We start from the raw sequence: 12,875 nt of genomic DNA, 5'->3' as shown, positions 1-12,875 counted from the left end.
GGCAAAAACCGCTACAAGATGAGTCAGACTAAAGCATCAAGCATATTTCCAGAGGGCGTAATAAAAGATACGCTCGACCGGAGCGCACATTATGCCAACACGTCATCTCGACCGGAGCGCAGCGGAGTGGAGAGATCCCTGTATTTCGCCTGGCCGCCAAGACCTTACACCTGAGGGCAAGGTACAAGAACTCAGACAGGCTTCTTTCTTTAAAAGAAGAAAGAGAGCTGGACATCGCATACGGCGATCTCCAACTCTCTTTGCGGCTTAAATCAATGAAAGCTTTAGGCAGTTGTCGTTGTGCAGTAGGTATCGAACGCCCGCGTCAGCTCCTGAGCGATGGCCGGTGCGGTCGAGGTCTCGATCGCCGAGCGCTGCATCAGGTATACCAACTGGCCGTCGCGCAAAATCGCAATCGCCGGGGAGGTCGGAGGATGACCGCCGAAGTAGCTGCGCGCCTTCTCCGTCGCCTCGCGGTCCTGGCCAGCGAACACCGTTACTGCGTGGTCGGGCTTGGCGCTGTGCTGCATCGCCAGGCGAACGCCGGGGCGCATCTTGCCTGCCGCGCATCCACAGATCGAGTTCACTACCACCATCGTCGTTCCCGGTTGCGCCAGGGCAGCGTCCACATCGGCTGCTGTGCGGGCCTCGGACAGGCCTGCGCGGGTAAGCTCCTCGCGCATCGGAATCACCATAATCTCTGGATACATGAGCATCTCCTTGAAGCGGCCGAAACGACCGCCTGCTCTGATTGTACGGTCTTGCCTCCCGCCACGCCACTTCCTGCCGTGTTGTAGTCTCTAAACCGTGCCGACTCTTTCCATCCGTGTTCAGGAGCAGGTCTCGCTTGCCCCCTACACCACCTTCCGCATCGGCGGCCCTGCCAGCTATTTCTGCGAGGTCGCCAGTGAAGCCGAGCTTGTCGAAGCCGTTCAGTTCGCTCGCGAGCGCGGCCTAAAGATCTTCATCCTCGGCGGAGGCAGCAACCTGCTGATAGCCGATGAAGGCTTCGACGGCCTCGTCATCCACATCGTCATCACCGACCCCATTCCGCTCGTCCAGCCTCTTCCCGGCAGCCGCTTTGTCGAATGCACCGTCGCCGCCGGCATCGAATGGAACGCCTTTGTGCTGCACCTGTGCGAGCAGGGAATCAGCGGCATCGAGTGTCTGGCAGGCATCCCCGGCTCTGTCGGCGGCACTCCCGTCCAGAACGTCGGCGCCTATGGGCAAGAGGTCGCCAGCACTATCACCGCTGTCCGCGCCTTCGATCTCGAAACCGATGACTTCGTTACCCTCACGCACGACCAATGCGGCTTCGCCTATCGCCACAGCATCTTCAACACTACCCACCGAGGACGCTATATCGTCACCGCGGTCACGTTCCGGTTCGACCGTGACGCTCGGCCTAACCTTACCTACGCCGATCTGCAACGCCACTTTGCCGATTGGGATGCGAAGCGACCAGCGCCGACGCCGCTCGACGTCTATCACGCCGTCCGCGCCATTCGCCATCGCAAGGGAATGCTGATCGTCGAAGGAGAGGCGGACTGCCGCAGCGCCGGGTCGTTCTTCAAGAATCCCGTCGTTCCGCGCTCGACGCTCGACCAAATCGCCGCCAATCTCCATCTTCCTGTCGGAGAGATTCCCCACTGGCCCGCCGCCGAGGAACAGATCAAACTGCCCGCCGCATGGCTGCTCGAAAAGGCCGGATTCACCAAAGGCTTCGCCCTCGGCCACGCAGGCATCTCATCGCGGCATACGCTGGCGCTGATCAACCGCGGCCACGCTACTGCTGCCGATATCGCTGCACTGCGAGACCGCATCGTAAGCGAGGTGCAGTCGCGGTTCGGAGTCACGCTGGAGCAGGAACCAGTCCAGCCCTGACCAGATACTGCTTCAAGGATCTACCGCTTCTGTTGAAGTCGCGAGAGTTGCTCCATCAATCGTGTCCGCTCCTCGGCAAGCACAGTCTCGACCGGCCCCTGCTCGACGACGCGCCCGTCGGCGAACTTGATGACCTCGGCGTCCAACTGAAAGGCCTCACCGACATCGTGTGTGACCGAGAGCACAGGGGTCTTTCTGGCAGCGAGCCAGCCGCGCAGGTCATCGAGCAGCTCGTCGCGCAGCGAGAGGTGCAGCCCGGCGAAGGGCTCGTCGAGCAGAAGCAGGCTACCGGTTTCGACCGTGATCGCCGAAGCCGCGGCCCGAGCCACAGCGACGCGCTGACGCTCCCCGCCCGAAAGCTTCCACGGCATCGACTCCGCCAGTCCCGTGAGGTGAAATCGCTCGAGCGCCTCGTCGACGATTGCAGCCGACGCCGACGGCACACCGTAGGCGATGTTCTGTCGCACCGTCCTGCTGGGAAACAGCGCCGCCACCTGAGCGGCAAGACGAACGCCACGCCGATAGGCAGGTAGAAAAGTTCCGTCCGCGCTCTCGAACCACGTTGTCTCCACAGCTCCACGCCACACGACGCGTCCCTCGTCTGGCCGCATCAGCCCGGCGATGGCGCGCAACACCGTCGTCTTTCCGCTCCCCGACGGCCCAAACAGAACCGTCCATGGTCTGCTCAGCGCAAAGGCAGCGTCGAACGCAAGCGTGCCCTGACGGTGCCGCATGGAGAAATTCAGATAGGTTGCAGTCTCAGACAAGTTCGCCTCGCCCCACTCCGCTCTCGCGCCGCGAGTAGATCACGATCAGCGCCGCCAGCGAGACGGCCACCAGCACCAGCGCCGTCTGGTTGGCCGCCTTGTAGTTGAAGTCCTGCACCTGGTCGTAGAGCGAGATCGAGAGCGTCTGTGTGGCTCCGGGAATATTGCCGCCGATCATCAGCACCACGCCGAACTCGCCGACGGTATGGGTAAAGGCCAGCACCGCGCTAGTCAGCAGACCGCCGCGCGATAGCGGCATGACGACGCTCCAGAAGGTCCTCCACGGCGAGGCGCCCAGGCCAGCCGAGGCCTCGATGTACCCGCGATCCACCATGCCGAAACCCGCCACCAGCGGCTGCACGGCAAAGGGCAAACTATAGAGCACCGATCCGACCAGCAGGCCGGAGAAGCTGAAGGACAGCGAGTGTCCGAAGAGGCGCGTCAACAGGCGTCCCGGTGCGGTCAGAGGCCCCAGCATTACTAACAGATAAAAGCCGAGCACAGTCGGCGGCAGCACCAGCGGAAGCGCCACCACGGCCTGCACCACGGCCCGTCCCGCGCCCTTGCCTGAGGCGATCCACCACGCCAGCGGCAGCGCCACCGCCAGCAGAATTGCCGTCGTGCCCGTCGCCAGCCGCAGCGTTAGCCAAAGCGCCTCGAAATCCATACAGCGCCAGTCTATCGCTTCATGCGTATTGTGCTCTGTGTCTGATCGAGGAAGAGTTGCGCATTATATAGCAAATGTTCCACGTGGAACACTCTTTGATCGTGGAATAGCAACGACAAAATACTGGGGTTTCCCACGGTGCTGCGCTTTGGTCGGGATGTGTCCAGGATGAAGAGGGAAGAGCTACTGCACCGCTGCCAGCCCCAGCTTGCTCATGTTTCCCTGTACTGCGGGAGTCAGCAGCCAGTCGAGAAACGCATGCGCGTCGTCGCGGTGCTCGGACTTTGCCATCACTACGGCGCACTGCCGCATTTCGGGATAAACCGTCGGCACCAGCACATAGGTGCCGATCTGCCGGAAGTGCTCGGTGTTTGCCGTCGTCAGCGAGATCAGGCCGAGCTGTGCGTTGCCCGACTCCACAAACTGCGCCGTCTGCGCGATATTTTCAGCGACGACCAGGTGTGAAGACACCTTGTCGTAGAGGTTCAACTTCTTCAATGCAGCAACAGCGGCGCGGCCATAGGGAGCGTGCAGCTCATTGGCGATGGCGATGCGGGTCACGCGCGGGTCGGTCAGCTTCTCCATGCTGATCGGCTGCAGCGGCGAGTCTTTGCGCGCCCACAGCACCAGCGCGCCCTTGGCATAGGCGGTCGGCTCCTTCATGTCGGAGAGCCCGGCGGCCACCACTTTTTCGGGGAAGACGAAGTCTGCTGCTAAGAAGATGTCCATCGGTGCGCCGTTCAGGATCTGCGTCGCCAGCGTAGCCGAGGAGCCGTAGCTGACGATCAGCTTCACTCCGGTTGCGTGCTCGTAGGCTGCGGCCAGAACCGGCATGACCGGTTGCAAGTCAGCCGCTGCGGCCACATGCAACTCTTTTTGCGGGGCCTGTGCCTCTGCCGCGACTGCACCGAACAACCCGCTCCACATGACCAGGGCAAGAAGAACAGCTCTCATCTTTGGTGCGCTCCGCTCTTTACGGTAACCTAGATAGACCAATGAAAGTCGCGACCCATCATCTTAGATGCACAGAGTGCGGAGCCGTCATCACCGGCAGCGCCGTCAACAGTATATTTCGCTGCCCGGACTGCAATGGGCTCTATGACGTCATCTACCCCTGGTCGCCCGGTACCGGTTCCTCTGACGCGAGCAACAGCAACCTGCCCAACGCGAGCGCTCTCCGCTGGCTGTGGCAGGAGCGCCGCACCTCGACCCTTCCGCTGGACCAGAGCGGTGTCTGGCGCTTCCGCGACCTCTTTCCTATTCTGGAAAATTTTGACAATGCCGTCACCCTGCGCGAGGGCAATACGCCGCTTTACGATCTCCCGCGCTGCGCCAAGGCAGTTGGGCTGAACTGGCTGGCCGCCAAGCATCAGGGCATGAATCCTACCGGTTCTTTCAAGGACACGGGCATGACCGCCGCGCTTTCGGTTGCTGCGGATCGCGACTTTGAGTGGGTCGCCTGCGCTTCGACGGGTAATACTTCTGCCGCGATGGCTGCTTATGCCGCTCGCGCCGGTCTGCGCAGCATCGTCTTCATCCCCGAAGGCAAGATCGCCTGGGGTAAGCTGTCGCAGTCGATGGACTACGGTGCGCTGACGATTCAGTTGAAGACGGACTTTGACGGCTGCGTTCGCATCCTGACCGAACTGGTGACGCGCTTTCCTATATACCTGTTGAATTCGGTCAATCCTTATCGGCTCGAAGGGCAGAAGACGCCTGCCTTTGAGATTCTGGAGCAGCTCGACTGGCAGGTGCCGGACCATATCGTCGTTCCTGGTGGCAACCTCGCTAACTCCTCTGCGCTGGGCAAGGGCTTTTTGGAGATGCACCGCCTTGGCCTGATTCCCCGCCTGCCCAAGATCAGCATCATTCAGGCGGAGGGAGCGAATCCGCTCTATCGCTGGTTTATCGACTCGAACCGCATCATGCGGCCGGTGACGGCGGACACGCGGGCGACGGCGATCCGCATCGGCAACCCGGCGTCGTGGCGCAAGGCCGCCAATATTATCGACAAGCTCGGCGGCTGGTGCGAGCAGGTTTCGGAGCAGGAGATTGCGCTGGCCAAGGCGCAGATCGGCGCGGAGGGCGTGGGTTGCGAGCCGGCCTCGGCGGTGACGCTGGCTGGGCTCAAGAAGCTTGTCGCTCTGGGCAAGGTCACCCGCGACGAGCGCGTTGTGCTCATCCTCACCGGGCACACCCTCAAGGACTCGCAGTACACCATCGACTATCACCGGGGCGAGCTGCTAACCGAGGCGGAGAATGCGCAGATCTCGGCTTCGGACCAGGCGCTGCATACCGCGCTGCGCAAGCCTCCGATCGTCCTTGAACCGGACTCCGACGTTGTGCTGCACGCGCTGGAGTCGCACATGAAGATCGCCCAGACGGTATGACACCCTTACATCTGCGCCTGCCAGCAACCTCTGCCAACCTTGGCCCGGGCTTCGATGCCCTGGGCCTTGCGATGGCGCTGTACCTGACCATTGATGCGACCGAGGCCAAAGAGTTCGGCATCCGGGCTACGGGGCGCAACGCCGATCTCTGCGGCGATGTTGCCAACAGCCTCGTCTTCACTACCTACAAAAGCGTTCTTGCCGCACACGGCAGAACGGCAGTGCCGCTGCACCTCGAACTGAATAACGAGATACCGTTGGGGATGGGCTGCGGCTCCAGCGCTGCCGCGCTGCTGGCCGGGGTTCTGCTGGCCGATCACTTTGGCGAACTGGGCTGGAGCAGCCAGCAGATTCTCGAAGAGGCATGCCGCCGCGAGGGGCATCCCGATAACGTCGCTGCCTGTTTCCTGGGCGGTATGACCGCTTCCGCCGACGATGGAAGCCGCATTATTACAGCTACTTGCGGGCAGGACTTGAAGTGGAAGTTGCTGCTTGCACTGCCTTCGGCGAGCTTGGCTACGGAGAAGGCCCGGGCGCTTTTGCCAGCGACCTATAGCCGTGCCGATGCCGTGGCGAATGTGCAGAATACGGCGTTGCTGGTCTCTGCCTTTGCGCTCAATCGTGGCGATCTGCTGCGAGCGGCGATGCAGGACCGTATCCATCAGCCTTACCGCATGGAAGCCTGTCCGCTGCTGCCGCGCCTGCTGCCGTTGAACGGGACACCGGGCGTGCTGGGCGTGGCGCTTAGCGGGGCCGGGCCGTCCGTGCTGGTCATTGCCGAAGAGGGAGCGGAAGAGAGGGCAGATGTGCTGAAAGCCGCGATCCGTAAGGCTGCCAGCGACCCTGAACTCGAGATCATCGAGACCGTTATCGCCGCAGGGACGACGGTGCAGAGGTAGTCGGACGGGGTAACCTTTTCAGCGTTACCACAAAGTTACCTAAGATTTCTTTACCTTTCTCTACTTCCTTCGTACCTTAGCTCGTGTGGGCAGTTCTGGGGAGGGCTGCTACGCCGCCCGTTGACCTCTTTCAATAGAGGTCCGGGCGTTTGCTTTTTCAGTCATTTAGATCGTCTTGAAACTCTTCCTACCCTTCAGCATCTATTATTGTGAGGACTGCTCAGTAATGGCAGAACATCCTGGAGGGAAGTACATGGCAGGTCAGTTCGTAACCAACATCAACGATGCATCCTTTGAAAAAGAGGTTCTTCAGTCGGATCAACCCGTATTGGTTGATTTCTGGGCAGCATGGTGCGGCCCGTGTCGCGCGCTGGCGCCGATTGTCGACGAGGTTGCCAACTCATATCAGGGCAAGCTCAAGGTGATGAAGATGGATGTTGATGCCAACACCGCAACCCCTGCGCGTTACGGAATTCGCGGCATCCCCGCGCTGCTGATCTTCAAGGGCGGCCAGGTAGCCGAACAGATCGTCGGGTATGTCCCCAAGGACACTATCGACAAGTCTGTGCTCAAGGTTCTCGCATAAGTTTTTACCCAACATCTCAAGCGGCCCGGTCAACCAGCCGGGCCATTTCTTTTGCTGTTGCCGTTGCCTGTTCTCCCCAAGGCTGATGGAAGGCTGTGAGCCGTTACACTTTCTAAATGCTTGAATGGATGCTCTTCCGCACGATCATGGTGGCCTTCTTCATTTTGGCCAACAGCTTCTTCGTCGCTGCTGAGTTCGCGCTTGTCAGCGTGCGTGAGACGCGCATCCAGCAACTGATTGCGCTTGGCCGTCCGGGTGCGCGCACCGTCCTTCAGCTCAAGCACAACATCGACGAGTTCCTTCCTGCTGTGCAGTTCGGAGTTACGCTGGCCGCACTTGCGCTGGGCTGGATCGGCGAGCCTGCGGTCGCGCAGATGATTCTGCAACTGGTACACAACTGGCTGAACGTGTTGCCCGCGCACGCCGCGATCTATGCTCATACGCTTGCGGTGATCATTGCGTTTGCGCTGATTACTTATTTTGAAGTTCTGCTGGGTGAGTTGGTTCCCAAATCGCTTGCATTGCAACGCGCCGAGCGTATTGCGCTGGCTGTGGCCGGGCCGATGGATGTCTTTATCCGCATCACGCGACCTGCGGTGAATTTGATGAACAACTCTGCGGCGCTGGTGCTGAAGCTGTTTCACGCACCGCTGCATGGCGAAGGGGCTGTCCATTCGCCGGAAGAGATTAAGCTGATTGCGACGGCAACGCGGCGCATGGGGCTGTTGCCTCCTTTTCAGGAGGAGATCATTCATCGTGCCATCGAGCTGAACCACGTTACTGTGCGCGAGATCATGACGCCGCGCGGCAAGATCTTTTCGCTGCCTGCCGATCTGGTGGTGGAGCAGGCAAGTGCGCGCATCGTCGAAGAGCAGCACTCGCGCATCCCTGTGTACGATCCGGTGAATGGCCCGGAGAACATTATCGGTATCGTCTACTCCAAAGACATCTCGCGCCTGATGCACTTTCGCGGCGTGGCTCTGTCGCTTGGAGCCAAGGGCGGCTCCGGCCTTACGCTGCGACAGGTCATGCATGGGCTGATGGTGGTTCCTGAGACGAAGCTGGCGGTGGAGCTGTTGCAGGAGTTTCAGGAGCGTCGCCGACAGATGGCGATTGTCGTGGACGAGTTCGGTTCGACCGTCGGTATTGTCACTGCCGAAGATGCGTTGGAGCAGATCGTCGGCGAGCTGGATGACGAGTTCGATATTGCGCCGCGCAGCCCGTTGCTCAGCTCCACCGGAGCGATGTCGCTCGACGGCAGCACGACGCTGCGCGACCTGGGCACGCAGCTACATTGGAGCTTTCCTCGCGAGGTGGGTGTGGAGACGCTGGCCGGTTTCCTGCTCGCGCATCTTGGGCACATCCCCGAGGTGGGCGAGAGCATCGAGGATGGAGGACGCCGCTACTCCGTTGCCGAGATGGATGGCCGCCGCATCAGCCGGGTCGCGGTGCAGATGCTGACGCCTGTAAAAGCGCCCGAATCTGAAGACAGGGAAGCGACGGCATGAAGCCAGCTCTCTGGAACCCTGTTCGTCGCATTCTGCTTACGCTGCCTGTCATCTGGGTGGTGGTGTCGGTCGTCTTTCTGTTGATTCACCTTGTGCCCGGTGATCCTATCGTGCAGATGCTGGGCGAGGGCGCGAACTCCGCCGACATTGCTGCGCTGCGTCATGCTTATGGTTTCGACGCTCCACTCAGCCAGCAGTACCTTCACTATTGGCACGGCATTCTGCATGGCGATCTTGGCCAGTCACTACGGCTGCATGACTCGGTGACGCACCTTGTGTTGCAGCGTTATCCGTACACGCTGGCGCTGACGCTGGCTGCGCTGCTGATTGGGATTGCGGTGTCGGTCCCGGCAGGCATTCTCTCGGCGCTGCACCGCAACCGCTGGCAAGACCGCGCGCTTGGCGTGGTCTCTCTGGTCGGTCTCTCGTTTCCGAACTTCGCGCTGGGTCCGATCCTCATTATTGTCTTTTCTATTTATTTCGGATGGCTTCCGGTATCGACTGCGGGGACTGGAGGCGTCGGCGATTTTCTGCTGCATCTGATCCTTCCAGCGATCACGCTTGGCCTTGGACTTGCCGCGATTCTTACGCGCATGGTGCGCACGGCGATGCTTGAGGAGTTGGGGCAGGATTACATACGCACCGCGCGGGCGAAGGGATTGAGCGAGAACAGGGTGGTCTATCGCCACGCGCTGCGTAATGCGCTGATTCCGGTGCTCACCGTGATCGGGTTGCAGTTCGGGTCGCTGCTCTCGGGAGCGATTGTTACCGAGACGATCTTTAGCTGGCCGGGTATCGGCAGGCTTACACTGTCGGCGATCTCGAACCGCGACTATGCGCTGGTGCAGGGATGCATTCTTGCGGTGGGTCTTACTTATGTCGCGATCAATCTGCTGACGGACGTTGCTTATACGATTGCAAATCCGCGGATGCGCGGGTAGTCGATCTATCGGTCTATAGCAGATTTACGAGTTCAGTTTCGATTCCGGCTTCGTCCGCTCTTATGAGCGCGATGGTGACGGGGAGATTGAAGCGGCGTGGTCCGGCGCTGCCGGGGTTCAGGTAGAGCACGCCGTTGCGCTGCTCGATTGCGGGCTTGTGCGAGTGGCCGCTGATGACAACGGCTACACCTGCAACGGCAGGATTGATGTCGAGATCGGCGAGTGAGTGGACAAGGTAGAAGAGGTGTCCATCGAGCTCGACGACGTCTGTGGGTGGAAGCTCGGCGCACTCGCCCCATTGGTCGATGTTGCCGCGAATTGCAGTCACCGGAGCGATCTCGCGCAGCGTGTCCAAAATTCGTGCGTCGCCGACGTCTCCGGCGTGAAGGATGTGCTCGACGCCAGCCAGGGCCGTGAGTACCTCTGGTCGCAGCAGGCCGTGAGTGTCTGAGATGACTCCGATGAGCATAGGGTTCAGGCCAGCCGCAGGCTTTGCAGCGAGGCATGGCTCCGGCTCTGCGTGGGATCGTGGCTGCGGTCGGGATCGATCTTCAGCTCCATTACGGTTATGCCATCGAGCGAGACGGTGTAGTCCTCGATCTCTTCGGCGGAGCCGCCGGGGCTGAAGGTGAACTGCTGGCGAACGACCTCGCGCAGTTCGGTGCCTGAGCCGGCAAAGATGGCGAACTCCTGTGAGCGCTCCGTTGCCTTCTCGATGAAGTGCAGTTGAATGCGGTGAATCGTCAGCGGCTCGTCGAAGTGCATCCTGATGATCTGCGGGCCTGTTCCCGATGCGCGCCAGCCGGTGGATTCGGTCTTGCCCAGCGCATGTTCAATCGGAAATGCTTCGTCTTCTGACGTAATTTCGACGCGCGCGATCCGCTCAAGGTCGCGCCAGAGGTAGGGAATCGGAGTTGCGGCGACTGGCGATGGTGAAACGATGCTCTTACGCATAAATGCCCCTCGGCGTTAGCCCAAGCATATCCGATATCGAGCGGTAGGATCGTCGCGCCGATAAAAAGGCGCACTCAAATTCCAGTCTCCATCTTTGTGCGCGGGTCGAGGTAGTCGCGCAGTGCGTCGCCGATAAAGTTGAAGGCAAGGACGCAGAGCATCACTGCCATGGCAGGGAAGAAGACGAGGTGGGGCGAGTCGAAGAGATGGGAGCGGGCGTCATTGAGCATCGATCCCCAACTGGCTGCGGGCGGTGGGACGCCCAGTCCGAGGAAGCTCAGCGTGGCTTCGGCGAGCACGGCCCCGGCCATGCCGATTGCTCCCTGCACGATCAGCGGTTGCACGATGTTGGGCAGGATGTGGCGGCAGAGCACGCGCAGGTCCGAGGCTCCCAAGGCGCGTGCTGCCTCGACGAACTCGCGCTCCTTCACTGCCATCACCTGTCCGCGTACAAGCCGCGCATAGCCTACCCAGCCGGAGATGGCCAGCGCAAGAATTACGTTGAACAGACCCGGTCCCATGAAGGCGACGAAGGCGATGGCCAGCAGGATTCCCGGCAGCGACATAAACGCGTTGGTGACGTAGATGTTCAGGATGGTGTCCGTCACCCCGCCGTAAAAGCCTGCAAGGCAACCGGCGACGAGGCCGACTGCAAGCGACAGGCCGACGACGCTGACGGCGACGATCATCGAGATGCGTGCGCCGTAGATGGTTCGCGAGAGGATGTCCCGCCCTAGCTCGTCGGTGCCGAACCAGTGCGCCGCGCTCGGTCCCATGAGGCGTCCGGTGAGGTCAAGCTGTGCCGGATCGTAGGGAGCGAGCCAGGGGGCGAACAGGGCGCAGACCACGAAGACGATCAGCAGCACGATCCCCAGAGCAGCCAGCGGCTGCTGCTTCGAACGCTCGATCAGGGGTACTCGTGTTGTGATCGCGGTTGTACTCATCCTGTCACAGGATGAGGCCATGGGGCATGGAAGCGCAAGCTCTTCAACACTTCAGTCATCCTGCTGCTTTACACTGCCTTAAGTGCGAATTCTGATCTACGGCCTGAACTATGCTCCTGAGCTGACCGGTATCGGCAAATATACCGGCGAGATGTCGTCGTGGCTGGCTGCGCGCGGCCATGATGTTCATGTGGTGACCGCGCCGCCGTACTATCCGGCGTGGAGCATTCGCGAAGACTATCGCGGCAAGCTCTATCGCACGGAGAGAGTTCCCGGCGAACCGATTGTCTATCGCACACCGCTGTATGTTCCGGCCAAGCCGACCGGGCTGAAGCGCATGGTGCATCTCTTCTCGTTCATGCTGGGGAGCCTGCCGGTGATGCTGCGCGAGATGTTCTGGAAGCCGCAGATCATCTTCACCGTGGAGCCTACTTTCTTCGGTGCGCCGCTGGCGTTACTGGTGGCTCAGGCCACAGGAGCGGCCTCGTGGCTGCACGTGCAAGACTTTGAAGTGGATGCTGCCTTCGATTTAGGACTGTTGCCTGCTGAAGGGCTGGTGCATGACTTTGCGCTGGGACTTGAGGAGTTCTTTACGCAGGCTTTTACGCGCGTCTCCAGCATCTCGCAGAAGATGGTCGATCGGGCGCTGGCCAAGGGCGTTCCCGTGGCGCGTACGATTCTTTTTCCGAACTGGGTCGATGTCGATGCCATTCATCCGCAGCCGCGAGATGTTGCCAACAGCTTTCGGCGCGAGCTTGGGCTTGAGGACAAGATCATCCTGCTCTACTCCGGCAACATGGGCGCGAAGCAGGGGCTGGAGCTATTGGCTCCGCTGGCGCGAACCTTCGAAGATGATCCTCGTGTCCACTTTCTCTTCTGCGGCGATGGAGCTTTTCGTCCCCAGCTTGAGACGCTGGTCGCGCACCTGCCTAACGTGACCCTGCTGCCGCTGCAACCGTTCTCACGCCTGAACGATCTGCTGAATGCGGCGGACATTCACTTGTTGCCGCAGCGCGCCGGAGCAGCAGACTTGGTGATGCCTTCGAAGCTTACCGGAATGCTCTCGAGCGGGCGCCCTGTCATCGCCACGGCTGACCATGGCACGCAGGTGGCGCAGGTCGTTGAAGGCTGTGGCCTCGTCGTTCCGGCGGAAGACGCTCCGGCCCTGCACGCTGCCGTTCAACAACTGATCGATGATGAAGCTTTGAGGCGGCAACTCGGCGCTGCGGCGCGTGAGTATGCGGTGGAGCATCTGGGCAAGGAGCAGGTGCTGTTGCAGTTTGAGAGGAATCTGCAGAACCTTGTGCTTGGCAGATAAAAGCTTGTGACTCGCCG

14 protein-coding genes are annotated in these 12,875 nt (G+C 60.8%); 7 read left to right on the top strand and 7 right to left on the bottom strand.

The window, feature by feature from the left end; translation table 11 throughout:
* Positions 1–284: 284 nt before the first annotated feature.
* On the bottom strand, positions 285–710 hold the full coding sequence (locus IEW09_RS08360; protein WP_188553708.1) for a BrxA/BrxB family bacilliredoxin: 426 nt from the start codon (positions 708–710) through the stop codon (positions 285–287).
* A 97-nt stretch (positions 711–807) separates the two neighbouring features.
* Here IEW09_RS08360 and IEW09_RS08355 point away from each other — a divergent pair, with 97 nt between their 5' ends.
* On the top strand, positions 808–1,884 hold the full coding sequence (locus IEW09_RS08355) for a UDP-N-acetylmuramate dehydrogenase (protein WP_229739192.1): 1,077 nt from the start codon (positions 808–810) through the stop codon (positions 1,882–1,884).
* Positions 1,885–1,904: 20 nt separating this feature from the next.
* Here the strand turns inward: IEW09_RS08355 and IEW09_RS08350 are convergent, their stop codons facing one another.
* The 3 genes from IEW09_RS08350 to modA all read right to left on the bottom strand — a co-directional run bounded on the left by IEW09_RS08350 (position 1,905) and on the right by modA (position 4,272).
* Complete coding sequence (locus IEW09_RS08350; protein ID WP_188553707.1) at positions 1,905–2,651, bottom strand: ATP-binding cassette domain-containing protein; 747 nt, start codon at positions 2,649–2,651, stop codon at positions 1,905–1,907.
* Positions 2,644–3,318: a molybdate ABC transporter permease subunit gene (gene modB, locus IEW09_RS08345; RefSeq protein WP_188553706.1), complete on the bottom strand. Its 675-nt coding sequence runs from the start codon at positions 3,316–3,318 to the stop codon at positions 2,644–2,646. Before modB ends, IEW09_RS08350 begins: the two co-directional genes overlap by 8 nt.
* A gap of 183 nt (positions 3,319–3,501) precedes the next feature.
* Positions 3,502–4,272, bottom strand: coding sequence for a molybdate ABC transporter substrate-binding protein (gene modA, locus IEW09_RS08340; RefSeq protein ID WP_229739191.1), 771 nt, complete (start codon positions 4,270–4,272; stop codon positions 3,502–3,504).
* A 41-nt stretch (positions 4,273–4,313) separates the two neighbouring features.
* Between modA and thrC the strand changes: the two genes are divergently transcribed.
* From thrC to IEW09_RS08315, 5 genes are all read left to right on the top strand, one after another.
* Positions 4,314–5,708, top strand: coding sequence for a threonine synthase (thrC, locus tag IEW09_RS08335; RefSeq protein ID WP_188553705.1), 1,395 nt, complete (start codon positions 4,314–4,316; stop codon positions 5,706–5,708).
* A complete protein-coding gene (gene thrB / locus IEW09_RS08330) occupies positions 5,705–6,607 on the top strand; it encodes a homoserine kinase (protein ID WP_188553704.1) in 903 nt (300 codons plus the stop codon). The genes thrC and thrB overlap by 4 nt, the downstream gene beginning before the upstream one ends.
* 253 nt (positions 6,608–6,860) lie before the next feature.
* Positions 6,861–7,193: a thioredoxin gene (gene trxA, locus IEW09_RS08325; protein WP_188554374.1), complete on the top strand. Its 333-nt coding sequence runs from the start codon at positions 6,861–6,863 to the stop codon at positions 7,191–7,193.
* 116 nt (positions 7,194–7,309) lie between these two features.
* Positions 7,310–8,701 (top strand): hemolysin family protein, encoded by a 1,392-nt coding sequence (locus IEW09_RS08320; RefSeq protein WP_188553703.1) that lies wholly within the window; start codon positions 7,310–7,312, stop codon positions 8,699–8,701.
* Positions 8,698–9,642 (top strand): ABC transporter permease, encoded by a 945-nt coding sequence (locus IEW09_RS08315; RefSeq protein ID WP_188553702.1) that lies wholly within the window; start codon positions 8,698–8,700, stop codon positions 9,640–9,642. Before IEW09_RS08320 ends, IEW09_RS08315 begins: the two co-directional genes overlap by 4 nt.
* A gap of 13 nt (positions 9,643–9,655) precedes the next feature.
* On the opposite strand, the gene IEW09_RS08310 is transcribed toward IEW09_RS08315, so the two are convergent.
* The 3 genes from IEW09_RS08310 to IEW09_RS08300 all read right to left on the bottom strand — a co-directional run bounded on the left by IEW09_RS08310 (position 9,656) and on the right by IEW09_RS08300 (position 11,540).
* Positions 9,656–10,111, bottom strand: a complete 456-nt coding sequence (locus IEW09_RS08310) for a metallophosphoesterase family protein (RefSeq protein WP_188553701.1) — start codon at positions 10,109–10,111, stop codon at positions 9,656–9,658.
* 5 nt (positions 10,112–10,116) lie between these two features.
* Positions 10,117–10,596 (bottom strand): hypothetical protein, encoded by a 480-nt coding sequence (locus IEW09_RS08305; RefSeq protein ID WP_188553700.1) that lies wholly within the window; start codon positions 10,594–10,596, stop codon positions 10,117–10,119.
* Between the two features lie 74 nt (positions 10,597–10,670).
* Positions 10,671–11,540, bottom strand: coding sequence for an ABC transporter permease (locus tag IEW09_RS08300; protein ID WP_188553699.1), 870 nt, complete (start codon positions 11,538–11,540; stop codon positions 10,671–10,673).
* Between the two features lie 82 nt (positions 11,541–11,622).
* Here IEW09_RS08300 and IEW09_RS08295 point away from each other — a divergent pair, with 82 nt between their 5' ends.
* Positions 11,623–12,858: a glycosyltransferase WbuB gene (locus IEW09_RS08295; RefSeq protein ID WP_188553698.1), complete on the top strand. Its 1,236-nt coding sequence runs from the start codon at positions 11,623–11,625 to the stop codon at positions 12,856–12,858.
* Positions 12,859–12,875 lie beyond the last annotated feature (17 nt).

It is taken from the genome of Edaphobacter dinghuensis (assembly GCF_014640335.1).
Taxonomy (GTDB): domain Bacteria; phylum Acidobacteriota; class Terriglobia; order Terriglobales; family Acidobacteriaceae; genus Edaphobacter; species Edaphobacter dinghuensis.
The sequence above is the reverse complement of the archived record's forward strand: the minus strand, read 5'-3'. Positions and strand labels throughout refer to the sequence as shown.

What these genes read in the sequence shown, in the direction of transcription:
- IEW09_RS08320 (WP_188553703.1), top strand. Translation starts at nt 7,310, where the DNA reads ATGCTTGAATGGATGCTCTTCCGCACGATCATGGTGGCCTTCTTCATT.
- modB (WP_188553706.1), bottom strand. Translation starts at nt 3,318, where the DNA reads ATGGATTTCGAGGCGCTTTGGCTAACGCTGCGGCTGGCGACGGGCACG.
- IEW09_RS08360 (WP_188553708.1), bottom strand. Translation starts at nt 710, where the DNA reads ATGTATCCAGAGATTATGGTGATTCCGATGCGCGAGGAGCTTACCCGC.
- trxA (WP_188554374.1), top strand. Translation starts at nt 6,861, where the DNA reads ATGGCAGGTCAGTTCGTAACCAACATCAACGATGCATCCTTTGAAAAA.
- IEW09_RS08310 (WP_188553701.1), bottom strand. Translation starts at nt 10,111, where the DNA reads ATGCTCATCGGAGTCATCTCAGACACTCACGGCCTGCTGCGACCAGAG.
- thrC (WP_188553705.1), top strand. Translation starts at nt 4,314, where the DNA reads ATGAAAGTCGCGACCCATCATCTTAGATGCACAGAGTGCGGAGCCGTC.
- IEW09_RS08315 (WP_188553702.1), top strand. Translation starts at nt 8,698, where the DNA reads ATGAAGCCAGCTCTCTGGAACCCTGTTCGTCGCATTCTGCTTACGCTG.
- thrB (WP_188553704.1), top strand. Translation starts at nt 5,705, where the DNA reads ATGACACCCTTACATCTGCGCCTGCCAGCAACCTCTGCCAACCTTGGC.
- IEW09_RS08300 (WP_188553699.1), bottom strand. Translation starts at nt 11,540, where the DNA reads ATGAGTACAACCGCGATCACAACACGAGTACCCCTGATCGAGCGTTCG.
- modA (WP_229739191.1), bottom strand. Translation starts at nt 4,272, where the DNA reads ATGAGAGCTGTTCTTCTTGCCCTGGTCATGTGGAGCGGGTTGTTCGGT.
- IEW09_RS08305 (WP_188553700.1), bottom strand. Translation starts at nt 10,596, where the DNA reads ATGCGTAAGAGCATCGTTTCACCATCGCCAGTCGCCGCAACTCCGATT.